Here is a 25,665-nt window from a genome sequence, read left to right as displayed (position 1 = left end):
CGCTGCCCACTCTCTAATCGGTGATGCTATACCTCGAAGGTCACGCCCTGCAAGTCGGCGCCGCCTTCAACCGCCATGATGGCGTCGAGGTCAAACACAGTTGCGGCCTGGAACTGCCCCTGCAGCTCTTCGCTGTAAACGTGATAGGAAATCACTGCCAGGTGCCTAAATTCAGGCAGCTCTATCACTTGATCGAGCAAGTGCGGATGCTTCGTGGCACCTCGCAAGGTGTCATCCTTGGGCAATCCAGCCTGCGCCAGCGCTTCCTTCCACTTCTCGTCCAGGCGCTCCAACAGGCCGACCTTGGCCCGGGGCACCGACATGAATCGGGTGTGCTTGATGCCGCTCTCCGGGTCGTCGGAAATATCGACCTTCTGCCGCAGCCAAACGCCGATCTCAACTTCTACGTCGACGACAGCACGATGCAGCCGCGCCCCGGCGTGAGCTTTTAGCAGGTAAGGAAGGGCTGGGTTGCGGTGTCCGTAGAGAAACGTCCGGCCCTTGGAGGGAAACGTCAGGGACGGAAACAGCTTGTCGATACCCTCTAGCGCGAGCGTAGAGGACGTCGGACGAAGCTGCTCATCCCCTTTGTAGAGCAGAACGGTATTGAGGTTGACCCGCGACATAAATTAGCCCAAACACGTCCATATGATGATATTGTAAGGCATAGATTTCAGCACAACAATTCGCTTGTAGGTGAACATGACGACGAAAAGCCCATTAGAAATGAAACTGGCGCCGGAGTCATCAAAAATGGGGCAACCCGTTGCCCTCAGCGGCCGTGACATTGACATCTTCTCCGAACTGCACGATCTGCAGCTCGCTGAGCTTTGCAATGCTTTCGGCGTGAACTCCTCTGCGCTCTACACGCAGCGATCCAGCAATAAGACGCTCAATCCCAGCGTCGCTATGTTGCTGCGCCTCTTCTCGGCTTTCCCAGAATGCATTCCACGCATAGACACGCCGGATCCGGAAGTGTTGCTTGCCAAAATTAAGAGCATCGACCCGAAATTTCGTAAAAGTCACTTCGGACCACTGCTCGGTATGGCCAAGAACAGCAGTTTCCGCCTGAGCAAATCTGAACAACCCGGCAATCAGAAAGCCAATCAGCCGGTGCGCATTTTGATGTGGCTGATCGACAAGCTGATTGATGCAGATCCGAAAAACTGGTTTGTGATCAAGGATACCGTTCTGATCGAAGCGAAGGCCCAGGGCGTCCAGGATCATCAAAGGATCTTCACCGATGGCCGCTGGCCAGGCGTGGGCCGGGGCAAGACAGGAGGTGCTGGCGATGACGACGAACAGCCTGAAGAGCCGCAACCGCAACGAGGAAACCTTGTTCGGCGCAAAGATCGGCGAGATGCAAACGTCGCAGACTGACCTTAACGAAACCTTAGTGCCCGTGCTGCAGCGCATGGGCGCACTCGTCGCCGATATGCGGGAGTCGATGCTCGCCGGCGGCGAGATAGATCGTTCTGTATTCTTCTGCGGTGAGACGGGCGATGAGCTCGATGTTGATCCAGCCGCGCATCTCGCTCAGGCGATAGGCGATTGGAATTGCCTGGATGATGAAGCCGCCGGCGCAGTTGCCCGTTACCCCGGCGTCGTCGAGGTTAGCCCCGCGCTCTTCCAGACCGTGCAAGAACTAAACGCCGAGAAAGGCCGGCTGGAGATGCTGGTGACCAGCCTCAACGTTGGCCAGTCCCGCTTCGCCGCGCTGCGCCGCGCCTATGCTCTTGCCGGCTATCCCAGGCTCCATCCACTGATGGCCTGGAGGCGGGTGTTTGTCATGGATGCACCGGTATTAAGCGCCGGCTTCACCGTCGCAACCAAGGGCGCAAGCTCCGAAGTTCTCACCCGAGAAGATGTACTCACGCGCCTGAATGATGCCAACGCATCAGACCTTGCGGCGGAAGTGAGCGGCTTCGGTGACGGCTGTCAGTACCGGTGGCATGAGCCGGTTAAGCGCCATCTGCGCTGCAATCTTTCGTGGGGCGCTGACGGCGAGGTGATTAGACGGCAGATGCCGGCCAACCTACCCTTCGTGGTACTCAAAGGGTGTTGGCCGTCGAAGAGGATCAGATTCAACCCTGGTCGCTCGCATCAGGAGCGGAGCGACAAGATCAGGGGTATCCGACTTGCTTTGCCTTTCCGCGACGGTGGCTATCTGAGCGTGACCGACGCGACACTGCCGTAGCAGCTCGAGGTATCAGACCAGCCGCGGCCCGCGCTTGGCGGATACGGTGTCACCGTTGCCAACGCTCTGCACCTTGTCATGCAGCTCTTGGAACAGCTGCTGCATAGATGCCCGCGGCGAGGGGATGAGGTCGAATAGCTTGTCATTGCGCATGTCGACGCAGGGGCGGCCAGCCAGGACGTCCGTCCAATCCACTTCCTTCTGGCGGATGTCGATCTGAGCACCATTAACGCTGATCAGCGAAGCGGCTTTCGGCCCGCGCCGCTCGAAGGTCCTGCAACGATCGATAGTTTCTTGTGCCATTGCTGCAATACTCTTGAACCCAACTACACTCATTTTGGCCCCGCTTACAGGTTATGACTCAGACGCTTGAGTCCTGTACAGGTTCACGTTCCGTGACGCAATTATTACCGGAAACGTGCTGACGCGGCCTTCCATAGCTAACTGCACTCAGGCTCCATGCCGTGCAAGTTTAGTTGGGGCGATACGAGCCATGACCCGGCTCTTGTCACTGCAGTCAACAACAGGGATCGCAGTACCGCCCTGGAGTAATTCGATCACATCCGCGGGCAAGTCGGGGAAGCACAGCCACTCCGCCGGGCCATTGTCTTCATCGAGAAACTCGAGCACCAAGTCCTGCCTTGCGACTTTGGGCAACAGTTCGGCACTGCCAACTTTGCAATCACGGGGCAACACAGATTGCACAATCAGGCATGGTACGTCTGTGGCGTCCTCGGGGCCGGACCGGCCAACGAGATATTCTGTCACTAGCATCTTCGTGTCCTTTACGCCGAACGTTTGACGGCTTTTCCTTCGAGCAAGTCTTTGGCAAGCTCCCGAACCAGGTCAGCTTCCGGTTTGTGTTCGTTACCCGGTTGCTCTCGCCGGTACGCGAGCGTTTGGTGCAGATCGGACACATTGTCCGCCAACGCTTTGCGTGCCCAGCGAGTACTCGGACCTTTCTCGTAGAGATAGCGCCGTAGAGCCCGCTCGTTGCCGCCGGTGGCGTAGGCCCAGAGCTTGATCCGCCCGATGTTCGAGTGGAGCTTGAGACGCTGGGTACCGGAGTCGACCTTGTGAATCACGAAGACTTCAGCACCCTTTCGGGGGTCTGGTTTTGTGATGTCGAGCACAATTTGCCGTTCGTCGTCCGACAGGTCAAACAGATTCTGCAATACGGTCGCATTTTCTGATGATTGACCGGCGCCGTACATGAAGACGCTTGTTGCAAGCTGTAAGAGGGCGGCAGGAATGTGCTGGGGCAACTGGGTGCCGAGCATCAAACCTACAACATACTTTCGTGCTTCGAGCGCCAGACTCTCAAGTATTGACAAAGCCCCTTCCACAACTCCTAGGCGATGTAGCTCATCGGCCCAGAACAGCTTTGTGATCTGATCTTGGCGCTCCAAGTAGCTGGCATACCACTTCAGCATCCTGTCGGAGATGCCCAGTTTCTGCTGATGCTCTCGGAGCTCCTGGCCGGTTTCGATCGCTTTGATGAATAGGTCTTCGGTAAGAAGGCGTAGCGCAACAGCAAAGTAAACGGCGCGCTCCCAGTCCGCCAAGGGCCCTACGCCACGCCCGAATACCGAACTCATGTCGTACACACAAACCCGAGACTCCGAGATATCGGTATTCGTAATCCCGTTGAAACATTTGAACATCTGAAACGCGTTGGTAAGCGAGTTGGTGATCGCTCTCACAAGCGGTATGCCGTTCAACTCAGGGGCATCTTTGAACTGGCTTTCCAGGGCAGCGACTGCCGCTACCAGATCCGCACCATCCGGTACGGCGTGGCGCTGCACCAGGCGAGCGGCATGCATGAGCGACTCGTCGTTGGTGTCAAGCGACCGCTCAATGAGCGCATCGACTACCTCCCAATAGGTGCTGTGCTCGTCCAAAACAACCTCGGCCCGGTCGACGGCCGCTTGGACATCGGGCCCCATCAGTGCCGATAGGTAGCGCTTAAAGGTACTGCCAGGATTGCGGGCGTCGCACGAGTAGTAAGCCCGATCGATGCCGGCGGCGATGATGGGAGCAATCGCACTAGCGCCCGCTTCCTTGACCAGGTCTTCGCAAAGCAGCATGAAGACGTTCTTCAGAAATGCCCGGTGATCAGCGAGCGGATACCGGCACCCGGGTCGGGTATCCATCAGGTTTTTGACGATACGACCGTCGTTGTCAAAGTCTTCAAAGACAGCCTGGTGGCGCTGCTCAGGCGGCAACGAGGAACGAATGATATCGATCACGCCAGAGGAGCTTGCGCCGAAGTCGATGCCGCGAATGTACGGCATCTCTGCAAGGTTTGGGTTATTTGCGCAGTAGAAGATCGTGTCACTGATGTCAGCCGACTTACCGTAGCCCATGCTCCCCAAGATGATTTTGATCATGGAAGATTGGCGGCTAGACATCGGGGTGTAGGGCGTGAGGATGCCGTCGGATGTTCGCATCCAGATGGCTTCCCTCGGGTCCCATAGCTTGGCGGGCCGCATCAAAGGCAGCTGGGTACACGCATCACGCTCGGTCTGAGGCGCGAGCGGCGATGCCGGCGGAATCATGTAGCCGGGCGTGGCGCTGAACAGCGATTCGACCCCATCACCGTAGACGGAGGTCAGCTGCTGGCCACCCCACTGTTGCAGTAGGACCTCTACGTCGCTCGCACGCTGCTGAATGTGCTCGACCTTGTAGGCAGCAGCTCCATCTTGGTCGTAGGTCACCTCCGTAGCCGCCCAGGTCACTGCGGCAACACCGAACCCAACGGTCGCACCGTCGTGGGCTCGCCATTGCTCCAGCCCCTTATCTGCCAGGTTCATCTGCTTGTTCGTTTGGGACATGAACGAAAAAGCGTTTGCGAAGAAACGGTTCCAGTAGTTGGCCTGTTTGTGGTTCGCCGTAAGGCTAAAGACCATCCTGACTGGCAGTCGCCGCTGGTAAAGCATGGCCAGCAAGTTCTCGATAGGCTCTGGATCCGTCGCCAGCTCGTCGACGAATAGAGGTGCGTATGTACGCTCGCCCACCACAACAAACTTGCCCAGGTCGATAACACCGTCCGGCACCATCTGTTTGAAGATCGGCGGGGGCATACAGACGCTCCAGTCAGCCGGCTTCAACCGGCTTTCCACCCGAAGTCTTTCTGCAGCGCTCACGGTCTCGGTGGACCGCATTTTCGTGTCCTTCATCGTCAACCGAGCGCGCCACCCGCGTTTGGTCGTCGCCGGAAGGAGATGGTGCCGCATCGAGAAGAGCGCATCGTAGGCGTTAAGCCGGGAGAAGTCGTAGTGCTGTCCAGCCTTGCCCAAATGCGTCAGGACCTTCATCACGTGCTGCTCATGAGTCACGTCCAAGGCGCGAAAACCTACGCCGGTCCGTGCTGCATTCGAACCCTTGATCCGCCTGGCACGATCCTTTTTCGCATCGCCTTTTGCCTTGCTGTGGCTGGCTTTCGGCAGAGAATCGATGTGCGTCACGACCATGAGCAGCTGCGTTTCGCGTGCGCAGATCGAGCCATATAGCTCAGCCTCCTCGTCGAGAATGTCGCTGATATCGAGTCCGCGGCGCTCAGCCGCACGCTTCATGGGCACCCGCTGTTCGCGGGTGAAGTCTTTCATGCCATCCGGATCGTACTCGTAGGACCAGAAGAGATCGAAACCCGCGCTGGTCTTGTCTTTCGCATTGATCTGGAAGAAGCGCTCCCACTCTTTACGTAAATTGACGAAGTCCGATTTGAAGTATTGGCCGAGATAGCCATTGATCTTGATCACGCTCAGCAGGGACCCGTTGTGCAAGGCGAGCACATTCGCGTTGTGGGCGCATACGATCGGCCAGAACTGCGTGTGGTCCCGCTTGGTCCAGCCGCGGACGCCCCGAACGAATTCATCCACGCCGTCCATGAAGCGATCGATCTTGGTGTACTGCATCAGCTCATCCTTAGCGCGGACGGGAACATCGCGCGAAATTCGTCTGCAAACTCGTCGTCGGTGGAGTCGTCCGAGTAAGCGGTATTGAGGGTGCTGGCCAACGCTGGCTGAAGGCCGAGCTCGGCTATGAAGCGGGAAGGCGCGTAGGTGCGCGCATCATTGCCGCCGGGAAAGAAGTAGCGATCGGCGTGATACAGCGTGCATCGCTGCTTTGCCCGGGTTACGCCAACGAAAGCGAGTCGCCGCTCCTCCTCGACTTGCTGGGCCCCGACGTCGTCGTCCAGGGTCTCGCCGCCCGCCTCAAGAGGAAGGAGCCCCTCGCTGACGCCGGCGATGTGCACCTCGCCGTACTCGAGTCCTTTGGCGCGGTGCAGCGTGCTCAGGGTGATCTGTGGCCGACCCGCCTCGGTCTGCCTGGCGTCACGGAGCGCGACCTCCATAAGGATGTCCTGCCACGTCAGCTGCGGCTCCACTTGCCGGCGTTCTGCGAGCTCAGCGGAAAGGTCTTCAACGAGAGCCTCCAGCCGCTGCGCTTTACGCTCGCGCAGCTGCTCGTCCTTCTCCCGATCAAGGAGGGCCATTGGCCCGCTCACGCACCAGCGGACAAAGTCTTCAACCGTGTCATTGAGCACGACCTCGTCGTGGATCTGTTCGAGGAAAAACTGGAGTGCGGTGTAGGCCTTCCTTGTCATGCTGCCACCGGGCAACGTTTCCGGCCGGTGCAGATCGATGGTGGGATTTGTGCTCATCACATCGGCGACCTGGTGGTAGCTGCTTTCGCCAAACGCGTCGATGTAGGGGACCAGATTGTGCAGTGCGAAGACGTCCTTACCGTTGCGCGCCAGCCGCAAGGCAGAGGTGACGGCAACGATCTCCGAATGGGCGAATAGAGACATGCCCCCTACCACGTGATAATCAACGCCGGCGCGCCGTAGGTTCGACTCCAGCACCTGCGCCATTCTGTTGGTCCGGTAGAGCACGGCGATCTCACTGGCCGGCGTCCCGGCCGCCAGGCTTTGCTTCACGCGCTGCGTGATCTGATCAGCCATCGCCCGGCTGTCGTCCGCTTCCAGAAACTCTGGCTTACAGCCGTCAGCGCCGTTCGAAAAAGGGGTTTTGTCCAACCGGTCCTGGTTGTTGTCGATCAGCCGGTTGGCGGCCGCCACTATCTCTCGGGTCGAGCGATAGTTCTCCTCCAGCCGTAGCTCGATCGCGCTGAAGTCTCGGATGAAGCGGCGAAGGTTGGAAACTTCAGCTCCTCGCCACGAGTAGATCGACTGATCGTCATCGCCGACCAGGGTGACACCGCAGTGGCCCAGTGCGAGCCGCTTGCAGAGCTCGTACTGGATCCTATTTGTGTCCTGAGCCTCGTCCACGATGATGGCGCCTATGCCAGCGCGCAGCTGATCCCGGTAAGCCTCATCGTGCGCCACGCGAAACAAGGGCAGGAAAAGTAGGTCGTCGAAGTCAATGGCGTTTGCCCGACGTTTCTCCACCTCGTAGGCCAGCAGCGTGGATAGCGCGATCCCCTCCTCCTCGTTGCTCAGCGAGTGTGCAGCCGCAAGCCGACCCGCCAGCGCCGCGCGATTCTGGACATTCATGACGTTGTAACCGGCCTGCTTGGCCAAGCTCCACGTCTGATACCAGTTCATCGGATTCAGCCGCCGGCGATCTCCAGCCGCGATGTCTTTCGGAAGCCCCGCAGCCCTGGCGCTCGCACGGATCGAGCGCTTGACGTCGCTGTCATTCAGCAGCGTGAAGCCCTCGTGCAAGTCATAGCCCTGAGGGTCCTGCTTGAGCAGCTTCATGCCAAAGCTATGAAATGTGTCGAACCGCAGGGCCTCGATGTCCCTGGCCGCGCCGAGGCGCTTTACGCGCGCCTTCATCTCGGCCGCGGCCTTGTTGCTGAAGGTCAGCATCTGCAGCACGGTGCCTGGCTGGAGACGGGCAAGCAGCTCAAGAGCGCGATGGGCGATCACCGTCGTTTTTCCAGACCCGGGGCCTGCCATCACGATTCCGGACATTTCGATCGGAAGTTTTACGGCAGCGTCTTGCTGAGGGTTGAGCGCCATAGCGGGTGTCCCTTAAGCGAATTCTTTGCGAGCCTGCTCGAGGCCCTGGAGCACCAGCGCGTTCGCCCGGCTCATGTTGCTGTAGTCGTGCCGCGTGAGTAGCTGCTGGGCAACATCCAGCGGTGACCGGCGATCGAAGGTCGGCAGGGGCAGGTCCTGCAGGCGAGCCGGGTACAACAGGTTGTTCTGTTGCGCGACGGTTGGAATGAGGTTTCGCACTGACGGCGCACAGGTCACCTGGATACGGCCGTAGCCGAAGCTGAAAACGTCAAAGCCCTCGGCGTCGAGAATCTCGGCAATGCGCAGACAGCGCATGCGGTCCAGCGCCTGGATCCAGGCTGATCCGAGAGAGGCACCGGTTCCGTATCCATTGCGCGGGCTGCGCGTAAGGCCCACCCAGAGGTTTTCCGCCACGATCCCGTAGGAGTGGGAGATCTGGCTGAGCTTGGTCTCGTACAGGTTGAGTCCTGACCTCAACCACCCAGAAGCGATAGCGACGCGCTCCAGCCGGACATCACCTGCGGCGGCAAGGACCTTGAGCTCAGGCAACGCGCACCACTCGCGCATGTTCCTGGCGTCGTAACCAGCATTCAGGGTGTCCGCCCCTGAACCGTAATTCAGCAGCTTGCCCGTCTTCTGCTCCAGTCTCTCGACGGATATCTGAGCGAACAGCGGGAGCCGCTCTTCCTCAGCCCAGCAAGCCACTTCGAGGGCATCCCTACCGCTTCCTGGAAGCCGGTGAAGCGCAACCTCTGAGATGTCGTCACTGGCCGGCAACGGCAGGTTCAGCAGTGACCGAGCAAAGTCGAACCGAGGGATCCAGAAGGTGAGTCGCTCGACACCCTGCTGCAGGTCGCGGTCCCGGGCGCAGGCTGTGTACCGCTGCGCGGATGCTTTCGCTATCTGGTGCATGCGGGACTCGGCCGGCGGCTCCTGAAGGCCATATCGCTGGCCAACTGCGTTGGCTATCCCGAAGGTCGGATGCTGGGTGAGGCCGAGCTGAACCTTCGCCATCGCCGACGCGGTACCTAGCATGTCGGCTAGCAGGCGCGCCTGGTGCTCAAGATCCAATTCACCGATGCCGAGCTCGAACCCTAGCTGGCTGAGCTTGGTGCGAAAAAAGCCCTCGTGCGCGATGTTCGGCTTTCGGTGAAGGCCGGCGTCTCCTATGAGGCCGTAGTCGGCATTGGTGACCCAGAGCGTGTCGCCCGGAAGGTCACTCGCCGATTTGAAGGCGAACGGGCTGCCCTGATACTCACAGGCCCAGTTGCCATCGTTGCTGAACGGTGATGCTCGATCGAACAGCGCGACGCCCAGCTTTCCGTGAAACTTCCGCGCTGAGTCCATCACAGGTCCTCCAGCAACGCCGCGTATTCACGATGCACGGACGCGAACGAGGCCTGCATCCAGTACGCGCCGTGAGCCTCCCAATACGCGAGCGCTGGCCAGAACCGCACGTGTTTGATGAGCTGAGCCCGCTGTTTGTAAAGCGGCTCCGGCAACATGGATAGCGCACGAGCAAACTCGCTGTCCTTACCGCGGTAGATCGGCAGCGTTGCGCCCAGGGAATGGTTCAGTCCCTGGACAGAGGCGTCGAAATCCCGGGCAGCCGCGTCGAGCGCACTGGATTGGCCAATCTTGCGAGAGGCGTTGATTGAAATGGCGTGCAGCCCAAGCAAGGAGACTTGCGCCTGAGTGAGCCACGGGCAATAGATCAGCATGCCAGGTGCGCGTGCCGCCTTTCCCTTCTCGCCGCGGGGATCCACTGACCAGTTGATGGAGAGGCTTGAAGCACAAACCGGACAGAGGCAAACCGATTGCTCCACATCCAGTGGTAGCAGACCCGGATGGTCAACCCATACCGGGACCATATAGCCGCTGGGCACCTGCTTGGATGCCCGGCTCTGGAACCCACAACCTCGGCACCGGTACTGGTCGCGCTTGAGCACCTTGTGCCCGAGCGCCGCCAGCTTGTCGTTGGATGCCCATCCTCCCAGGATCAGCCGTCCAGCCAACTCAGCGTTTTTGACAGTGCCGATATCGAGGTCGAGGCTCATGACATGCCCTTACTGACTGATGCCCAAATCGTTGAAGGTCTGAGCAGCGCCACCAGCACCGCCGGAGATCGAACCTGCTACTGCCAGCATGATCAGTGGCGCGATCAAGATAACGCCCCCGATTACCATGCCCCACATCTGCCACTTGGCGGGTTCCTGATTTTTCTTCGCGATCATGAATGACACCAGTGAGAACACCCCGATAAGAATGCCGGCCGCGGACGCAAGAAGCAGCCCGAACTTCATTCCGGCACTGAGTTCCGACGTCATGTTATTGAAGAAGGTGGAAAGCTGTACTGCGTGAGCCGAAGGCGATGCAGCAATAAACACCACCGGCAGAAGCGCCTTGAATTTCATTAGGAAACGACCAAATAACCGGAGGCTGGACTTCTGGCTGTCCATTTTTTGCTTCTTGATAAACATCGTTACTACTCCTTAGTTGGGCAGCCAGTTGAAGCTGGCAGAGTTATCAAACAATTTTGCTACATGGAAGGATGAAATCATTAGTGAGCCCGCGATAATCCGCGATATCACGTTCCATCCCAGGGTACTGCGGTCCCTCCCAGACACTGTCCCTATCTGCGCGGCGGACATATAGGCGCGCCCCATCGTTATTACGCCCGCGATGACGATGATACCGAGTGCCGCCATTAACGCTGCTTGGCCGTAATCGCCTCCGCCACTAGCGACATAGGATTCCATCCCGATGTCGCTCTTGTTCATCCAGAGCGTATCCGACCAAACACTGCACCACAGAGAAAGATCAATTAGGGATGCGCCGCCGAACAGCTTCCAGAGAACTTTCTTGACTGATACCGGCTCTTCACCACTATTCCGATTGCCTATCCCGAACAGTTGAAAAAGCCCTATCACGCCAATGGCCACGCCGATCGCCCCGAAAACGACGTATATAAACTGGAGCATCGCGGGATATTCGCTGCTCAAGCTGATGAACAGATCGGCGATGCTCTTGCTCACGCCGACCATTCCATCCAGGCCAGATAGCCCATCAGCGTTGGCGAACTCACTGGACCCTGCGAGAAACAGGAATAGCGCATTACGGCTATAGCTAGGCATCTATCAGGCCCTCAACGCGGTACAGTGCCGTCAGTTGTGCAAACGGAACGAGTTTGCGGATCAAAGCCTGTTACCGTGCCGAAGCCGCTTACTGGAGTGCCTTTGCGTACATACAAGCCCGTGCCATCGGTACGCACCAAGTACGCCGAAGTTTCATTGACGCCCTTCACCCTCCAGTTTGCGGACACAGAGCGGCTACCAGCGGCGCAGCCAACTGCGCGGGGCGCCTCAACTGCTGCCGGTTGCACTGGCTGAGCAACTTCACGCTCTTGGAAGCGCGGCTGGATGGGATCGATAGCCGGTGCAGGTCCAGTGGCGGCGAGCGGTCTTGGCGCAGGCTTGGGAGCGACCGGCGCGGGGGCTACGTCAGCGATCGCTGTACTGTTGGCCTGGTGCGCAGTGGGTGCAGGCGCTTGACGCCGTGCGGCCATGCGCTCGCGTACTGCCGCGCGGTCCGAGGCTTGCAGCTCTTTAAGCTCAGCGCCGTAGCCTTTGAGGGCATTACGCACCTCTTCAACGTCTTTACTCTGCCTGGCCTGGCTCGCGTTCTGCTCCTTCAGGGCAGCGGTAAGGTTGTTGACCGACTGCTGGAGTTCCTTCTGCGCGTTGTCACGTTCGCCGATTGCTGCGCCCAAGGTTCCTATCTGATCTTTGAGCGAACCGACTACCTGGCGGATCTGATTCAGATCGCCGCGAGTTGCGTCCACGGTGGCCCGCAGCTCTTTCATGTCGTTCTCGCGCGCTTGCTCCCTGACCACGCCGGTATCGATTTTGATGGCTGCAGCGGGGACATTCGTGTCCTTAAGGGAGTTGAGGGCTTGGTCATAGATCTGCTCCTCGCTGTCAGGCTGCGCCGATACCGGAGCCGCGGAGGATGCGGATCTGTCTGCTCCATAGGTGACGACCAGGTCGGTCGGACGGCTGGCTGCCGGAGCAGGTGCGCGATCCTGAGCGACAGCACCTTGGCTGGCAGCTACCCCGCCCTTGCCAGCTGCCGCGTCGGCGACCGGCTCGGTCACCGGGGTGCCGTTGGCCTGCCTGCTGCTGCCGACTTGGTTTGCATTGAAGTTGGCCAGAGCCCCGTCGATGGAACCTTCGTTATGAATGTCGCTGGCACTCATCGGCGCCATTCCTTGTCCGGTCGCCTTCTCCGGAAAGACTACCGTGTAGGCGAAAACGCCCAAGCCCCCGAACATGAGCACTGCCAGGGCGACACCACCACCGATGAGCTTCCAATCCAGACCGGATTTCGCTACGGGTTGCCCGGCAGGCTCTTGGTCGTCCACCTCGAGATCCAGGGTATCGAGCGCATCCATCTCGTCCTGGGTGTCATCGTCGGAATAGCGATGTGCTTCTGCTACCGGCTCCGCCGCAGGCGTACGAGAAGCGGAAGGGGCTTCGCGCTCGTTCGACGCACCTTCAAGCTGGTGCAGATCAGACGGAGGGATATCGGGAAGCTCATCGAAAAAATCGAAGTCCTCTTTCGGACGGGTTTGCTCTTGTGTATGTGCGTTCATGGGCTACCTACCGGCTTTTGACTTTGCGCGAGCAAACGTCATCCAGGAAAAAGATTCCGACTTGATCAGTCTTTTTGAGCGATACCGTAATGGGGCGCTTAAGGCGCTCCTGAAATGCACTGCCCATATCGTTGCCTAACGATCCCAAGGCCATCTTCATTTCACGAGCAGTGTCTTGAGCCGTAGTTGTTACAACCGCGCCGTCCGCAATGATCACGCTTTGATTGCCATTGCTTCGCGCTGCTTCGCCAATCGCTTTGAGTACGGTACCGACACCCCACCAGCCGTAGCGGTAAAGAATATGGCTGTCCAAATCGCCCTCTACCGCACTCATGCTGGTGTTGATATCGAGCGCAATAGCATGGGTCTTAAGGGTCTCGGTCTTAGTTACCATCTTGTCCAGCTGAATGCGCAACCAAACGTCTTTGCGCTCGAACTTGCCCATGAGCTGACTGTTGGCATTAGGACCGGAACGGATCGTGAAAGAGACATCGCCGCCGATATCGCTATTTACCGCAAAATCAGGTGTTGCGAACTCGGTCTGCCCGGCGCGCTGCACCACCGTACATTTGGGCTCGGTAGTGTCCGCGTTTTCTGCTCCGTCGGACCCAACACCATCGCCACTGTTTTTCTGCACTTTGCCGTCGCGATCCGCACTGGCGTAGTTCCAATCAACCTTAAGTGCCTTGGGCTTTTCATCCTCATTGTCAACCAGCTTTTGAATCAAGTCGTCAGTTGCTTTGTAATCGACAGGCTGTTTGTTAGCCGCTTTGACGGTACTTGGCTGCCCGTGCTGAGTGGTTCCGATCTCAGAGACTTTCTCCGGGCTCTTGAAGTCGCTTTTCGGTTCATACGGGTTTTCATTTATCTGGCGATCGGGCGTGGGCTCAGTCACCATCATGGGATGCGCGGCCGGATTGAGCCGTTGCTCTTCCGGAAGCACCCGATTGTTGTAGTCCTGAGCCGTCTCTTGCTGCTGGAGCGACGCGGCACCGTTCTGTGCGGTTGCAGGCATACGGCCAGCACGCGTGACACCCGCTTGACCACCTTGCGGCGCATCGGTGGTATTGACGTCATAGACGGCCCAGATTGCGGCGCCTATTAACAACAGCCCGGCGAAGATAGAGAAACCCAACCGCTTCCGATTGGACTTTGCAAATATCTGCTTTGCCGCATTCAATCCGCGCGGTGCGCCGACATGGGCAGTATCACCCCCAATCCGATCCCGCCCGTCAGTATCCAAGCGAAAGCCGTCATCAAACTCGTCGTCTTTAATATCCATTCGGCTTACTTCGTGACGTTACTGCTTAGAATGTCTGCGCCGGTCGGTCGGGCGATGCGCAGCGTTATGGTGCGACCTTCGTCGTTGGTGGCCATGACCACTGACGATGGGACGAGCTTGTAGGCGTGGTACCTGCCATTGCCGGGAGACGTCCGCAGGATCTGGGGCGAGAAGACAGCCAGAGGGGTCTGCAGGTACAACGCGTCCTTGGTGCTCCAGGCACGGCCCTCTCCACCCTCGACGACCATCAGCTCCGCACCGTCCGGGGATACCCCGTAAAGGGCATGATTGAGGCCTTCATCTGCCTCTGTGCCCAACGTGATGCCGCTGTCCCGGAAGAGATCCGCTTTGCTCGTCTGCGGGCCAGGCGCACCGACTCGCATCGTGGCCAAGCGGTGGTACATCGCCGGCTTGGTCACCAGGGTGATGCTGATAGGGGTGGGGTTGTTCACCAGGAAGACGGTGAAGTTGCCGACGAAGCCCTGCTGCAGTGCTGTGACCGTGATCGAACCCGCCTGGGGGTCGTTGATATCGATCCCACCGGTGGAACCTGCGTCGTCTTTACCCTTCGCCTTCTCGCCTTCTGGGACGGCCTTCTCGATCAGCACCTTGCCGTCCAGAAAGCTGCCAATGTGTCGGATCGGCCAAGGCTTGCCGTAGGCGTCGACGAACGAGATGGCCGTGCTCTGCCATTTGCTGATGAACACCTGCGGCGGCCGGGCGTCGGGCTCGAGCTTGATATCGAAGAGGTCCTCAATGCTCAGGACATTCTGGTCGATGGCCTCGTCGTAATCGTGCTGGACAGGCGCGGCCTTCGCGGCTTGCCGATCCTGAAACTTCCCTCGGATCCGCAGCACTTCTGCCGGGCTTGCCATCAGCATTTCGTCCGCGCGCTCAGAAACCTGGCCCCGGTCTGCTGCTGCAGGTTGATCTTCGGCGAAGACAGAGTGGGCCGCGATCGCGAGCACCGCGGTTAGCAGAATCCGGCTCATCGGGACAGCATCCCTGGGACGATCGTGTAGGTCTCGATCCAGACGCCCTTTTCACGCACGTTCAAGCTGACGCGGCGGATCTTCATGATCATGGTCAGCTCGAGCGCGCCGGTGCGCTTTCCGTCAATCGAGAGGCGATACGGCACGGCCAGGATCCACTGGTAGTAGCCGTCCTTGTTCCGCTCGTGACTGCGCAGAATGGTCCGGCGTGGCGACGCGCTGAGCACGCCCTGGTACTCGGTACTGAGGTAGCTCAATACGCCGATCTGTTTGAGGGAGTCGGTGAAGCCCTTGCGCGAGACGTCGGAAAGACACAGCGTCCTTTCGCTCTGCAGATGAGCTGCCCAGTTCGTATAGGCCAGGTCGTACATGTCCACGACGCAGCGCTCCGCCCAGGAGATCACCTCTGGCGTCGTCATCAGCGGCTGGTCCAGGGTGGGAAGCTCCCGAATCCTTCCGTCCACTGTCTCCGATATCACCTTGGGCTCAGGCCGGAACTGGTATTGGACGATGTTTCCTATCACGCAGGCGGTGAGCAGCACGACCAGCACCACGATCAGCCGATGCTTTCGCGTCAGCTCTTCGCGAGCGACTGCAGCAAGCCTCAGCATGTACTCAAAGCCGTAGATATTGACGAGTCGGTCGATAAGGGCCTGCATCTCGGCATCGCCTGCACCAGCCTTAGCTGCTGCAGCAGATGCCTTTTCCGATGTCGGCTTTTGCCCGTCTTGCTTTGCCGCCTGCTTACTCATCCTGCTGCTACCTCTACCGGCCAAACTTCTGGCCTTAAGTCCTGCCTGCTCACCTGGTGTCCAGTTGCCCGCTCCGTGATCTGGATGCTCTGCAGATCAGAGGGGTGACGCCTACTCATGCGCCGAACCTTCTCCGCGTCCCAGTCCGCGGGCGGCGGGTCGTTCTCCCACTTGCGGATGAGCGCGACCGATTTCCCGTGCGCTTTCGCCAGCTCCACCCGGAAGCGCTGTCGCTCTCCGTGGGGCAGCGAGGCAACAAAAGTCCCTAGATGCATGACCGGCCTCATTGATTTGCTACACATCGTAGCAGCGAATTTCTATTCGGTGTAGTATTTTTCTACCGTGTACTTTTGCAATCAAAGGAGGCCTTCGATGGCTGCAGGTAGTGGAGAAGACAAGCGTCCAGAGTCGGACGGTGCAGGCGTAAGGTCCGGGTACCTGAAGCCATTGGCCTTTGGGGTGCTCATAGGCGTTGGCGTGTGCTTTTCGGTGGGCGGCATCGGCTACCTGATCGGCCGGCATGAGACGCCGCCAACTGCGCTAAACCTCGCAGAAGGCCTCCCGGCCCTGGTGGCCAAAGATTCCCCGGCTCACCCTCGGATCGTGCAGGTTCAGAGGCCGACAGAAGCAGACGGCGCGATCGAGACGGTCAAAGGCGGATCCGCAGAATCCAGCTGTGATTTCATCGCCGACCAGGCGGAAGCAGAAGCACTGCTTAAAAGGCTGTTGCCCAAGATGAAGGTCATCGACGCGACGTCTGAATATCCGCTCGACGCCGGCGTGTGCCTGCGCGAGGTCGAGCTGTTTGCCGATGAGGCTCAGCCTGCTTCCCGTGGCTTCGTCTACGTCCTGCCCGACGGCCAACATTTTCTAAATGGCCCCCTCATGGACAAGCGCAGCAAGATCGGCGTCGAGGCCATGGATGACGTCCAGGCCGCGCTGCAGGCGCAACGCGAGCAATTGCAGGCGAGTGGGCTTCTGCCGAAGCAAGACAGCGCCGTACCAATGCCGCCGCGCCAGCAGCAATCTGACAATACGCGGGTAGTCCCCCGTCAACCGCTGGCGCAGACCTCGCCACCGCCAGCCGCCGCACCGACGACCACAGCCCCTGTGGATCAGCGCGAGCAGCTGATCGCGGATATGGAACAGCTGCCGGCTATCACAGAGAAGGCGCCTGGCAAGCAGGTGAATGTGCTGCTGGATCCCAACTGCCCGAGGTGCCGCGAGCTGTACGCGAAGCGGGAGACGCTGGCGCAAGCCTACGGGATCCGCTTCAACTGGATTCCGCTCTATACCCGTGAGGAGACATGGCCAATCGTGGCGTTGATCCTAAAAGCCCAGCAAAGCGACCCGGCACAGGCGGCTGTACTGCTCGACCAGGCCATGACGGGCAAACTCGCCGGGATCGATCATGCTGAGGCGCTCAAGGCCCTGACCCCAGACGACTATGCCCGCGCCAAGAAGGCGTTGCTCCTCTATCACCAGGTGAGCAGCTCCAACCCGGGCCTCGGCACTCCTCTCGTTACCTTCCGCAAGCCGGATACGAAGGTTGAGGTGATTGCTGGACTTCCCATCGGGGAAGACTGGGATCAGCTCGGCAGCACGTCGGTACTGCCGAAGATCGTTCAGTAGCCACCGACGTAGCCTGGTGGCTACCGTAGCCCTGGGCCTTCATGACGTGTTGATGTGGGTAGGTCCCATACCAACACGTCGGCGGCATCCCACTCCATATCTACCAGGGGCGCCATAGCTGGCGCGGATGCGGCGGCCGCACCGTCCCGTACCTTCAGCTCCCCTTCCGCAAAGCGCTTGAACAGTTCCTCCGCGGCTTGTTCTCCGCCCAGCAAATCGACTACGTCCGCGCAGCCGGCGATAAAAGCATCCACCTTCTCGAAGGATTGGCCCTGCTTCGCCCGGTCGAAATGGAAGTGCCCTGCCTTCCAAAGCTGGAAGGCGTAGGCCTGGACATCGCGTGTGTCTTCCAAGCCAGCCAGAGCTTGGGATTGCCCATGCTCGACCATCAGGCTGGCCACTCTGGACGCGAGCTTGCCGGAGGGTGCGAATAGCTTCGCCAGGAGCTGCTGCTCTGATGAGGTCAGGAGCACGTCGTGCGCCGCGTGCCAGGCCTCGTGATAGAACGTGTCCCTATCCGCGCAGGCTGAGTTCAGCTCGATGAGATGCCGCCCCAGATGGTACGCGCCGGCGGTGCCGCTGGTGGTCACGCGGAAGTCTGGTGCCCGCTCGCCGAAAAGACGCTCCAATTCCACCGCGGCGAAGTCACGCAGGTCTGCCGGTGCCATTGGCGTGCGGCTTTGCCATTCAGAATTGAGGATGGGCATGCTGAGCTCACCCAGGAATGGGTGCTGGATCAGTCGGTGCTCAGTCTGGATGGCCGTTACCCAAGCCTGGATGTAGGGCTCGAGGACCTCGAGGTGCTCCCGCGAGGGGTATACCCCGCCTGGGGATTTGGAAGCGGAAACAAGGTAGTCGTTGCGCTCGCTCTTGTTCGCCACCGTCTCCTTGAACCAAGTCTCCATTGTCCGTGCGAACAATTCGGCCGGCTGAGCCCAATAGTCTTTACCTGGACCATCGACCTCTTTCGAAGCGGACAGCAGCGCGCTTTGCTCCGTAAAGCTTCCGATACTGCTCGCATCAGCGCCTGGCGCAGGCGAGCGCATGATCGCCACCAGGAGCTGATGAAACGCCTTGAGTACAGGCTCCCGCAGCGCCAGCGTAGTCGGAACCTTCGGCACCGCGCCTTCTTTACGCAGGCTGTAGCCGAAGGTGTCCATGATGTCTTGCGGGGTGCCTGTCGCCAATCGGCCAAAGTGGTTGGCGACTGCATGGATGTACTCGTGGACCAGAAATCCATCACCGCGCATACGTGTCAGATTGATCGCCTGGTTGACGGTCTCGAAGTGAGCATTGGCAGGGTTTGCCCCGCCTTTGCCCCGGGAGCCGATGCACAGCCCGAGCCGGCCTCCGAGGCTGAGCGCAAGGGGATCCCAATCCATGACCCTTGCGAAATCCATCATCGAGTCGTAGGCCAGGTTGAGGTGGCGCTCTCTCTCCTTCTGGGTCGTCCAGTTGCCATACTCCACACCGGAGAATCCGAACGTCCTGATGAAATCCTCGCCGGTGACCGACTTTCCGGCGCGATAGTCCGGGCCGACGCGCACCACCTCATCTTTCTGCACGCGGCTTGCCGGCGTTCTGGATGCCACACGGGCGGGCGTCTTGATCAGGTCAGCCCAATCCAGCTTTTTCAGGTCGCGGAACAACCTGGAGTCCATCTCAGGGACGAAGTTGCTGAGCCACAGGCCGTACCGGCCGACGCGCACGTCCCGCACTGAGTAAGCCTGGCCGACGGAAGATCCCTGATTGAACGCCAGCTCACCAGCTTTCTTGATCACGTGCAGGAAGGTCCCACTTCCGGTGTGGATTCCAAGCGGCAGGTCGAGCGACGCAGTGAGTTCTTCACGGAACGTCGTCACAAGGTGCACAAACGCCTCAACGTGCAGCCAGCTGACTGACTTCGGGGCTTTCGGCAGTGCTTTCCACACTAAGTCGTAGAGGTACGCGACGCCGATTTCGACGCCATTCTCTCGGAGCTCTGCCATCGCCTTGCGCGGCCAGATGAGATCTTTCGACACGTACTTCAGCCGTTGCTGATCGTTCATCGCCGACGCTTTGTCGAGCAGCTCGTGACGTTTGAACCCCCTAATGTCCTTGGCCGCCAGGCCCGCCACGTCGCCGGTGTCCTGGTAATCGCCCGTTCGACCCGGCCGCGGACCTTCCGGCGATTTGAAAGTAATGGGATCAGCGTCCAGCCGGGCTACGAGCTGCGGTTGTGCGATCGCTATGCCGTCGATGAAGCAGTAGGTGCCCCGCTTGCGCTGGCCGCTCTTGAAGGTGGCCAGGGCAGAACCCATGACCGCCAGGCGACTCGACGATGCAATGGACGGGTCGATCCGCACCGGCCTCATGTAATAGCGATTGGTTGTCATCAGGATCACGGCACCCTGAACGCCATCTACCGTGATTTCCTTTGCGATCGCCGCTGCGATCCGGCCCTGGAAGGCGATCGAGAATTTGGAGAATCGGGGCCCCTGGCGAGAGAGCTCCGCCGCGACGCGCTCCTCGAGCTCCATGCGCGGAATAGCGCGCAGAATTTCCGGAGACTTGGCAGCTTCGTCGTAGAGATCGCGCCCGGAAACCGCCTGCACGGCGAATTTGATAACGTTCTGGGCAGCCGGGGTCGCCAACGGCCGGAGGCCTTCCAAAGCTTTCACGTAAGCAATCTGGGCCTCGCCCTCCGAATCGAGCAACGCTCGGGTCTGCAGCTGGTTGTAGGTACGATCCTCGAAACGCAGCGAGACACCTGCGAGCGCTGGCATAGCTCCAGGATGGAGCGTCGCCGGGCACACCACTTGAACCTCATGACGCGATGCTGCGGTGCGGGAAATCGCTCTAGCGTCCTCGCCCTGAAGCGATCGGCCCGCCGCCGAATGCGCAACAACTTCGTCGAGATCAATTAGCTGAACCTTGAGCGCATGAATCGCGACGTCGACGTTGTGGATTAGACCTGCAGCCTGGACCTGCACGGACTGGAAGAAGTCGCTGCGCATACCTCGTACGGAAAGCTGAGCGGTCAGATCCGGCGTTCCCCTCAGCTTGATCGAAAGCGCCTGCAGCATTGCCTCCCGCGTCAGCTGCCCGCCAGTGGCGCGCTCGAACGGTGCCCAGAAACGATCTCCATCGACCGTCAGCTCTCGATCCGGGACCATGATCCCCTGCTTACCCGCGATCCTCGCCAGCTCGCGGGCGCTGGACTCGATGGCCTGCTGTCGCTCAGCACGAAGCGCTTCCGCTGCATCCGCGGCGCCAACGATATCCAGCGCGCGGCCGAGCTGGCCGCCCGGCGCTGGTGAATGGTCCATTTCCGCGGGCGCTGCCAGGTCCGGTGAGAAGGCGGTCATCCCAACAGACTTGAGCTCAATCATAGGCGCGACGAAGTAGCGAATGGCGAGCGCACCGTCGGCGGTCTCGACATGCCGGCCGATCAAGCCAAAGCCGATTGGCCCGGGCCCGTACACCTTCTGGCTCAGGGTCGAAAGGTCATCTTCAAGCTGGTTGACCCACGCGACCAGGTCGCCGAGCGGTTCCCCACCCTGGTCCAGGCGCAAGCGCTCGACTATGGCGTTGTTGCCACGATTCCAGTGGTCGAAAGACAAGTGCTTGCTGGCGCTCTGAAGCGCCAGCTGCTCGAGCAGACGGAAATGGGTGGGCCCGCCCACGACAGGAGCTGCAAGGCTCCGGTCCGGGTCGACTGGAAGCTGTTCTTGTTCCACAGTGCGGGGCGTTTGGGTGTCATAGCCAGGATGGATCACAGCGCTGAGTGGTACCCAGATCGGCACTGAGAGCGGGTATCCACCTACCCAGTTGACGGCATCGCTGTGCACCCACATCCCGCCGGCTGCCGCGGTCTTGGCTGAGGAGGCGACACGGCCCTCTCGGGTTTCAGTACCCACGGTCCATCGAATTCGCGCGCCTGGTGCCGGCCCTGGTGTTTCGGTCGGCGACTCTACGCGAAGGGAAGCCACCTCAGCAGTCAGCCCAATTTTGAAAAAGAACTGGTCAGCGGGTGGCGAGTAGGCATTTGCTCGACGAAGGTCGGCTTGCGCGAGGCCGTAGATCGTCTCAGTTTCCGGCGTGGCAGCGCCCTCCAACGCGGCTTCCATCACCGACCAGGCTTCTGCACGACTGAAGGTTCGGCCGTGCTCCATCGATAACAGCCTGCTGACTGGAGCGTCGGCACGCTGCCAAAGACGCAACAGAGAATCTTGCACGTCGTATGGCACGCTCTGGTACCCCGGCGATACGGTGGCCATTTCCTCTAACTGCTCGGTGCGGAAGCCGATCAGTTGAATGTCCGGAGACAGATACTCGTAATCTGCTTGGCCGAGCACGCCCTTGCGCGCCCAGCCATTCTGCAGGCGTCGGAACTCGAGCGCTGCCAACCGAGGTTCCCAGCCGGCGGGCGCGTCCGCCACCAGAGTGATAAAGGTATTACGCACCAGAAAGGCATCAAAACGTGCTTCTCGGTGCGTCCCCCATAGTGACGGAAGCTGGCTCATCGCCCTGCCCTTCTATTGATCAGTGAGGCGCAGGGCCGGTAGCGACATCAACGGCTTTCTGCTGCGGCATAGAGTCCTGGATCATTCGAGCAATGCGAGTCAGGCCGCTACCCAGCACCTTGAAGATGTTGTTGACCATGCTGTCGAAACGTTCGAGAAGGGTCTTGCCGTTGTGATCGATCGCTTCCAGAAGCTGGCGATTGCGTTCGGTGAGATCGGCAATCCGCGAGGCGGTCATGCCGAAGATTTCGTCTTCATCTTTTCCGCTATTAATCCCCGCCCGTGTCAGCGCGCGCGCTGCTTGCTCGAGATCATTCGACGCGAGCACCAGCTGCTGCAGGCGCGCCTGACCATCCTCGCCGGCGAGGTAGCCTTGAAGCCCTTGCTTCCGTTGCGCCAGATCATCGGTAGGCACGACGCTGTCCCTGGTAGCGTCGTTGATAGCGAGCAACGCTGCCTCGACCTTCTCGAACGTGTCGTTGAACGCTGTTGCCTGCTTTTGAAAGCGATGCGCATGTACTCGCTCAATGAGAGCGTCGGAACCCGTCTTGGTGAGGTTCGCCAGGTTGTACAGCGTCTTCGCACCGAGGGTCGCGATGCCACTGATGAGCGACATCGGCTGCAAGTCCTGTTGCGTTTGGGGCGGCACGCTCGCCCCATGCGACGGCGCAATCGCCGCATGGGGAATTGCTCCCCGCAGTGACTGCGCAGGGTGACTGGGGAAGTCAGCATCGGAAAGCGGTGCATGGCTCGCCGCCAGTGTCTCGTGCATTTCTTTGAAAGATGATCCCGACTTCGCGAACTCTCGCGCTGTGGCGTATCCGCCGAACCCGCTCAACAATGCCTGCAGGTTGGCATGATCTGCCGCGGCTTCCGCTTGCGCCGGCGCGCCCTGGTCCGCTTCATCGGCCAGCAGGGCGTCGAACTCGTCAGTGGTTGGCCCGATATCGGCAGTGTGCTCCAGGCCCATCTCGTCATCGGGACCACCCTGCTCCCCCGTCTCCTGACGAAAGAGTGCCTGAATCGCCGCAACGTCATACTCGGCGTCGGCGTCACCCAAACCGAGATCAAAGTCGTTATCCATGACAGCGAGAGCTTCCTCTGGAGTGAGCACTTCCAGGAGCTCACGTGCCAGCGCCTCGACGCGATCCTCAACCAGGGGGGCGTCAGGCACCAGTGCAGGCGTATCCTGCAAGGCCTCTACCTGCTCCTCCTTGGGCTGCGTTTGAAGAGACTCCGTCGGGTTCGTAGCCAGCTGCTCATCGATGAAAGCGTATTCGGCTTCCAGGTCATGGAGTTCGGGCCCTGGCTCGCTAGCGGGATGATTCACAGGAAGTTCGGTTATCTCCGGGTCCGGCTGAATGTGGGCCTGGGCGTCTTCCTCCATCAGCATCTGCTCCAGCTCCACCAGACTTTGTTGGAATGGCGCCTCAGTCTCGGCTCGCGCGTTCATACGATCTCCCATCATTGGCTAGTCAATCCGGCCTGCGACGCCGTTCGTCCTTCGGTCATCGACAGCATTCGCAAGATGTCATCGAGCAGTCGTTTGCTTTGGAACGTTTGGTTCAGTTGCTCCGCCGCGATCAGCATCGACTCCTTGGCCACCGCCTCAGGCGAAGGGGTAGCAGTCATCGCCTTGGTCCACCGGGGCGAGCGAACGCGGTAAGTGGCGAGGAGTTCATCGAGCTGATTAGGCGAGATTTTGCCGGCCAGCTTGGCCTTGTCCTCGTCGCTGAGGTACGGCTTGATGTCCTCGATGAGGTACTGGATACCTTCCGGCGTGATGCGCTGCGTGTTCGCTTCGAACGCACGCATGATTGGGTATTGAGCGACCTGCTGGCGCTTTACCAAGGCGATCTGGCGCGCCAGGCTTTCACGTTCGCCCTGGGAGCCACTCTTCTTGATACGCTCGATCTGTTCAGCCGAGGGCATCTCGACCGGGAATGGGTTGGTGGCCATCAGCGTGTCAGTTAGCTGCTGCTGGTAGCCTGATGCGTTGGCCGCGCTGATCGGCTCGTTCTGCATGACAAGCTTCGCAGCGTCGTAGGTAGGTTGATCCATCCGCTCCATGATGTTGCGGATCACGTATTCGCGCCGGGACTCCGTGGGCGCCAGGCCGCGCGTTTGGTTGTTGTAGCCAGCTGCGGCTTTGTTCAGCAGCGCTACCGTTTTCGAGCTCGCACTGGCCGTAGCACTACGCAGGCCGGCCGCGGCGCTCTGGCCGCACGCCGATCGGGGCTTAGCTCCAAGACTGGGCTCAAGCGCCTTTGCGTTTGCGATCTTCTGGTCGGCTTGCTTGCTGATCATGTCGAGGGTCTTCTCGGTACGCATGACGTAGTCCATCCCGTTAAGGAGGGCCTCCGTCTGGCTCCGGATAGCATCGATGATCGAGTGCGCCGCGTTGAAGCTGGCATCCTGGCAGTTGTAGCAATAGACCGGGATGCCGGTGGCAGCTGCTGGCGCGGCCTGATAGGCCGCGGCAATGCCGATGGCAAGCGCCCAACCGCGAGCGCGATTAAAGGCCATTGACCACCCCCTGCACGGCATCATTCACCGTGTTCTCGATTCGGGGGTTTCGGTTCGTGGGACCCTTGGGTAACTGGTTGAGGATGTCGTTGGCCGCACCAGAGCTGGCGTTGCGCCCGGCATTTTCGACAGCCTTCCCGATCACCTCGGTGACGTCATAGGTTTCGATGCCGGAATTCTGTCCGCCCGTAGCACCCACCTGAACGCCGACAATACCGAAGGGGTCGCTCACGTTGGCGGTTGCGCGCTGCGCAAGGCTGGCGAGGAATCCGTTGGCCGTCTTACAAGCCATATCGCGGATCTTGGCCATGAGTCCGCCGATGATCGAGCCGGTGGACGGGATCCGCATCCGAATCAACGTGTCCAGGGTGTCCAGCATCGGCAGACAAGACGCTTCTTTTACGGTCGGGGCGCTGCTGATGGCGGAGCCCACCGCCTTCTCGTAAACGGCGGTCGTCATCTTGTCCATGCTGATCCGGTTGCTGGTCATCATGGCGTCGATGTCGCACTCGGAATCGTCGGCCTGCGCGATGCCGGCGCTGAGCAAAAGTCCGGCAGCGATGGCGAAAGCCAAGCGCTTACGCTTCAGATCAAACCTCATGACTCAACGCCTCCAGGTCGACCCGGATACGCTCCGCGCGCTTTGCACTGAAAATCTGTCCCAGCAGCTCGCCACGCATCACCACGGCGAGCCGCTCGTAGAAAAGGTTTGCTTCGACCGCGAGCGTGCCCCCCACCGAACTCATCTGCATAACGAGCTTCGATACCAGCCCCGGGCGACGGCGATCGGCCATCTCCAGGACGCGCATGAACCGGCTGGTTGATAGCAGCGCCAGCGTCTGCGTGAGCAAACCAATTTTCTGAGGGCTAAGGACGCGCTGCGCGAACTGCTGATCCTCGAGCAGCTCCAGCAGCTGGGAAAGCAAAGCCAGTACCTCGGTCTCCGGCTCAGCGACCCAGTCCTCACGCGAGTCCATCAAGCGAAGGAGCCTCGATAGCGCCTCGCTAACGGATTGCCAGTGCGCGTCGATCGCAGCTTGGCTCAGGCGATCTGCCACATTCACACCGTCCACATCGATTCCCTCGCGCTACGCCATCAGAAAGACTACGATACAGTACCACTATACCAGATAGTCTAT

Annotated in this window: 20 protein-coding genes; 3 read left to right on the top strand and 17 right to left on the bottom strand. The window is 59.9% G+C overall.

Features of this window, described 5'->3' with window-relative positions:
- Positions 1 to 26: 26 nt before the first annotated feature.
- Positions 27 to 626 carry a hypothetical protein gene (locus OXS31_RS16290; RefSeq protein ID WP_267400454.1) on the bottom strand — a complete coding sequence of 200 codons (600 nt, stop codon included), beginning with the start codon at positions 624 to 626 and terminating at the stop codon, positions 27 to 29.
- A 76-nt stretch (positions 627 to 702) separates the two neighbouring features.
- On the opposite strand from OXS31_RS16290, the gene OXS31_RS16285 reads away from it, so the two are divergent.
- Together OXS31_RS16285 and OXS31_RS16280 are read left to right on the top strand one after the other, a co-directional pair.
- Positions 703 to 1,380: a hypothetical protein gene (locus OXS31_RS16285; RefSeq protein WP_267400453.1), complete on the top strand. Its 678-nt coding sequence runs from the start codon at positions 703 to 705 to the stop codon at positions 1,378 to 1,380.
- Complete coding sequence (locus tag OXS31_RS16280; RefSeq protein WP_267400452.1) at positions 1,292 to 2,197, top strand: DNA replication terminus site-binding protein; 906 nt, start codon at positions 1,292 to 1,294, stop codon at positions 2,195 to 2,197. Before OXS31_RS16285 ends, OXS31_RS16280 begins: the two co-directional genes overlap by 89 nt.
- A gap of 12 nt (positions 2,198 to 2,209) precedes the next feature.
- Here the strand turns inward: OXS31_RS16280 and OXS31_RS16275 are convergent, their stop codons facing one another.
- From OXS31_RS16275 to OXS31_RS16225, 11 genes are all read right to left on the bottom strand, one after another.
- Entirely contained in the window at positions 2,210 to 2,500 is a 291-nt protein-coding gene (locus OXS31_RS16275; protein WP_267400451.1) for a hypothetical protein, read from the bottom strand.
- A 482-nt stretch (positions 2,501 to 2,982) separates the two neighbouring features.
- Positions 2,983 to 6,114 (bottom strand): hypothetical protein, encoded by a 3,132-nt coding sequence (locus OXS31_RS16270; RefSeq protein WP_267400448.1) that lies wholly within the window; start codon positions 6,112 to 6,114, stop codon positions 2,983 to 2,985.
- Positions 6,114 to 8,186: an ATP-dependent helicase gene (locus OXS31_RS16265; protein WP_267400446.1), complete on the bottom strand. Its 2,073-nt coding sequence runs from the start codon at positions 8,184 to 8,186 to the stop codon at positions 6,114 to 6,116. Before OXS31_RS16265 ends, OXS31_RS16270 begins: the two co-directional genes overlap by 1 nt.
- Before the next feature lie 12 nt (positions 8,187 to 8,198).
- On the bottom strand, positions 8,199 to 9,536 hold the full coding sequence (locus tag OXS31_RS16260; protein ID WP_267400444.1) for a hypothetical protein: 1,338 nt from the start codon (positions 9,534 to 9,536) through the stop codon (positions 8,199 to 8,201).
- Positions 9,533 to 10,243, bottom strand: coding sequence for a hypothetical protein (locus OXS31_RS16255; RefSeq protein ID WP_267400442.1), 711 nt, complete (start codon positions 10,241 to 10,243; stop codon positions 9,533 to 9,535). Before OXS31_RS16255 ends, OXS31_RS16260 begins: the two co-directional genes overlap by 4 nt.
- Before the next feature lie 9 nt (positions 10,244 to 10,252).
- A complete protein-coding gene (locus OXS31_RS16250) occupies positions 10,253 to 10,666 on the bottom strand; it encodes a hypothetical protein (protein WP_267400440.1) in 414 nt (137 codons plus the stop codon).
- A 12-nt stretch (positions 10,667 to 10,678) separates the two neighbouring features.
- Positions 10,679 to 11,221, bottom strand: a complete 543-nt coding sequence (locus tag OXS31_RS16245) for a hypothetical protein (RefSeq protein ID WP_267400438.1) — start codon at positions 11,219 to 11,221, stop codon at positions 10,679 to 10,681.
- Positions 11,222 to 11,331: 110 nt separating this feature from the next.
- Positions 11,332 to 12,837, bottom strand: coding sequence for a hypothetical protein (locus tag OXS31_RS16240; RefSeq protein ID WP_267400436.1), 1,506 nt, complete (start codon positions 12,835 to 12,837; stop codon positions 11,332 to 11,334).
- Between the two features lie 7 nt (positions 12,838 to 12,844).
- Positions 12,845 to 14,119, bottom strand: coding sequence for a DotG/IcmE/VirB10 family protein (locus OXS31_RS16235; protein ID WP_267400434.1), 1,275 nt, complete (start codon positions 14,117 to 14,119; stop codon positions 12,845 to 12,847).
- A gap of 5 nt (positions 14,120 to 14,124) precedes the next feature.
- Complete coding sequence (locus OXS31_RS16230) at positions 14,125 to 15,111, bottom strand: DotH/IcmK family type IV secretion protein (protein ID WP_267400432.1); 987 nt, start codon at positions 15,109 to 15,111, stop codon at positions 14,125 to 14,127.
- Positions 15,108 to 15,863: a DotI/IcmL family type IV secretion protein gene (locus OXS31_RS16225; RefSeq protein ID WP_267400430.1), complete on the bottom strand. Its 756-nt coding sequence runs from the start codon at positions 15,861 to 15,863 to the stop codon at positions 15,108 to 15,110. The genes OXS31_RS16230 and OXS31_RS16225 overlap by 4 nt, the downstream gene beginning before the upstream one ends.
- Positions 15,864 to 16,235: 372 nt before the next feature.
- Here OXS31_RS16225 and OXS31_RS16220 point away from each other — a divergent pair, with 372 nt between their 5' ends.
- Positions 16,236 to 17,495 carry a hypothetical protein gene (locus OXS31_RS16220; RefSeq protein WP_267400428.1) on the top strand — a complete coding sequence of 420 codons (1,260 nt, stop codon included), beginning with the start codon at positions 16,236 to 16,238 and terminating at the stop codon, positions 17,493 to 17,495.
- A gap of 20 nt (positions 17,496 to 17,515) precedes the next feature.
- Here the strand turns inward: OXS31_RS16220 and OXS31_RS16215 are convergent, their stop codons facing one another.
- From OXS31_RS16215 to OXS31_RS16195, 5 genes are read right to left on the bottom strand one after another with little or no spacing between them, the layout of a single operon-like run.
- A complete protein-coding gene (locus OXS31_RS16215; RefSeq protein WP_267400426.1) occupies positions 17,516 to 22,000 on the bottom strand; it encodes an LPD1 domain-containing protein in 4,485 nt (1,494 codons plus the stop codon).
- A gap of 19 nt (positions 22,001 to 22,019) precedes the next feature.
- Positions 22,020 to 23,453 (bottom strand): hypothetical protein, encoded by a 1,434-nt coding sequence (locus OXS31_RS16210; protein ID WP_267400424.1) that lies wholly within the window; start codon positions 23,451 to 23,453, stop codon positions 22,020 to 22,022.
- 11 nt (positions 23,454 to 23,464) lie between these two features.
- On the bottom strand, positions 23,465 to 24,526 hold the full coding sequence (locus tag OXS31_RS16205) for a hypothetical protein (RefSeq protein WP_267400422.1): 1,062 nt from the start codon (positions 24,524 to 24,526) through the stop codon (positions 23,465 to 23,467).
- Entirely contained in the window at positions 24,516 to 25,127 is a 612-nt protein-coding gene (locus OXS31_RS16200) for a hypothetical protein (RefSeq protein ID WP_267400420.1), read from the bottom strand. Before OXS31_RS16200 ends, OXS31_RS16205 begins: the two co-directional genes overlap by 11 nt.
- Entirely contained in the window at positions 25,117 to 25,599 is a 483-nt protein-coding gene (locus OXS31_RS16195) for a hypothetical protein (RefSeq protein WP_267400418.1), read from the bottom strand. Before OXS31_RS16195 ends, OXS31_RS16200 begins: the two co-directional genes overlap by 11 nt.
- Positions 25,600 to 25,665: the final 66 nt, after the last annotated feature.

Origin of the sequence: Pseudomonas sp. GM_Psu_1, from assembly GCF_026544185.1 — a bacterium.
Lineage (GTDB): Bacteria > Pseudomonadota > Gammaproteobacteria > Pseudomonadales > Pseudomonadaceae > Chryseomonas > Chryseomonas oryzihabitans.
This window is presented reverse-complemented; position numbering and strand designations above follow the sequence as displayed.

What these genes read in the sequence shown, in the direction of transcription:
- OXS31_RS16285 (WP_267400453.1), top strand. Translation starts at nt 703, where the DNA reads ATGACGACGAAAAGCCCATTAGAAATGAAACTGGCGCCGGAGTCATCA.
- OXS31_RS16250 (WP_267400440.1), bottom strand. Translation starts at nt 10,666, where the DNA reads ATGTTTATCAAGAAGCAAAAAATGGACAGCCAGAAGTCCAGCCTCCGG.
- OXS31_RS16235 (WP_267400434.1), bottom strand. Translation starts at nt 14,119, where the DNA reads ATGGATATTAAAGACGACGAGTTTGATGACGGCTTTCGCTTGGATACT.
- OXS31_RS16255 (WP_267400442.1), bottom strand. Translation starts at nt 10,243, where the DNA reads ATGAGCCTCGACCTCGATATCGGCACTGTCAAAAACGCTGAGTTGGCT.
- OXS31_RS16230 (WP_267400432.1), bottom strand. Translation starts at nt 15,111, where the DNA reads ATGAGCCGGATTCTGCTAACCGCGGTGCTCGCGATCGCGGCCCACTCT.
- OXS31_RS16290 (WP_267400454.1), bottom strand. Translation starts at nt 626, where the DNA reads ATGTCGCGGGTCAACCTCAATACCGTTCTGCTCTACAAAGGGGATGAG.
- OXS31_RS16210 (WP_267400424.1), bottom strand. Translation starts at nt 23,453, where the DNA reads ATGAACGCGCGAGCCGAGACTGAGGCGCCATTCCAACAAAGTCTGGTG.
- OXS31_RS16265 (WP_267400446.1), bottom strand. Translation starts at nt 8,186, where the DNA reads ATGGCGCTCAACCCTCAGCAAGACGCTGCCGTAAAACTTCCGATCGAA.
- OXS31_RS16205 (WP_267400422.1), bottom strand. Translation starts at nt 24,526, where the DNA reads ATGGCCTTTAATCGCGCTCGCGGTTGGGCGCTTGCCATCGGCATTGCC.
- OXS31_RS16225 (WP_267400430.1), bottom strand. Translation starts at nt 15,863, where the DNA reads ATGAGTAAGCAGGCGGCAAAGCAAGACGGGCAAAAGCCGACATCGGAA.
- OXS31_RS16280 (WP_267400452.1), top strand. Translation starts at nt 1,292, where the DNA reads ATGACGACGAACAGCCTGAAGAGCCGCAACCGCAACGAGGAAACCTTG.
- OXS31_RS16275 (WP_267400451.1), bottom strand. Translation starts at nt 2,500, where the DNA reads ATGGCACAAGAAACTATCGATCGTTGCAGGACCTTCGAGCGGCGCGGG.
- OXS31_RS16270 (WP_267400448.1), bottom strand. Translation starts at nt 6,114, where the DNA reads ATGCAGTACACCAAGATCGATCGCTTCATGGACGGCGTGGATGAATTC.
- OXS31_RS16200 (WP_267400420.1), bottom strand. Translation starts at nt 25,127, where the DNA reads ATGAGGTTTGATCTGAAGCGTAAGCGCTTGGCTTTCGCCATCGCTGCC.
- OXS31_RS16240 (WP_267400436.1), bottom strand. Translation starts at nt 12,837, where the DNA reads ATGAACGCACATACACAAGAGCAAACCCGTCCGAAAGAGGACTTCGAT.
- OXS31_RS16220 (WP_267400428.1), top strand. Translation starts at nt 16,236, where the DNA reads ATGGCTGCAGGTAGTGGAGAAGACAAGCGTCCAGAGTCGGACGGTGCA.
- OXS31_RS16215 (WP_267400426.1), bottom strand. Translation starts at nt 22,000, where the DNA reads ATGAGCCAGCTTCCGTCACTATGGGGGACGCACCGAGAAGCACGTTTT.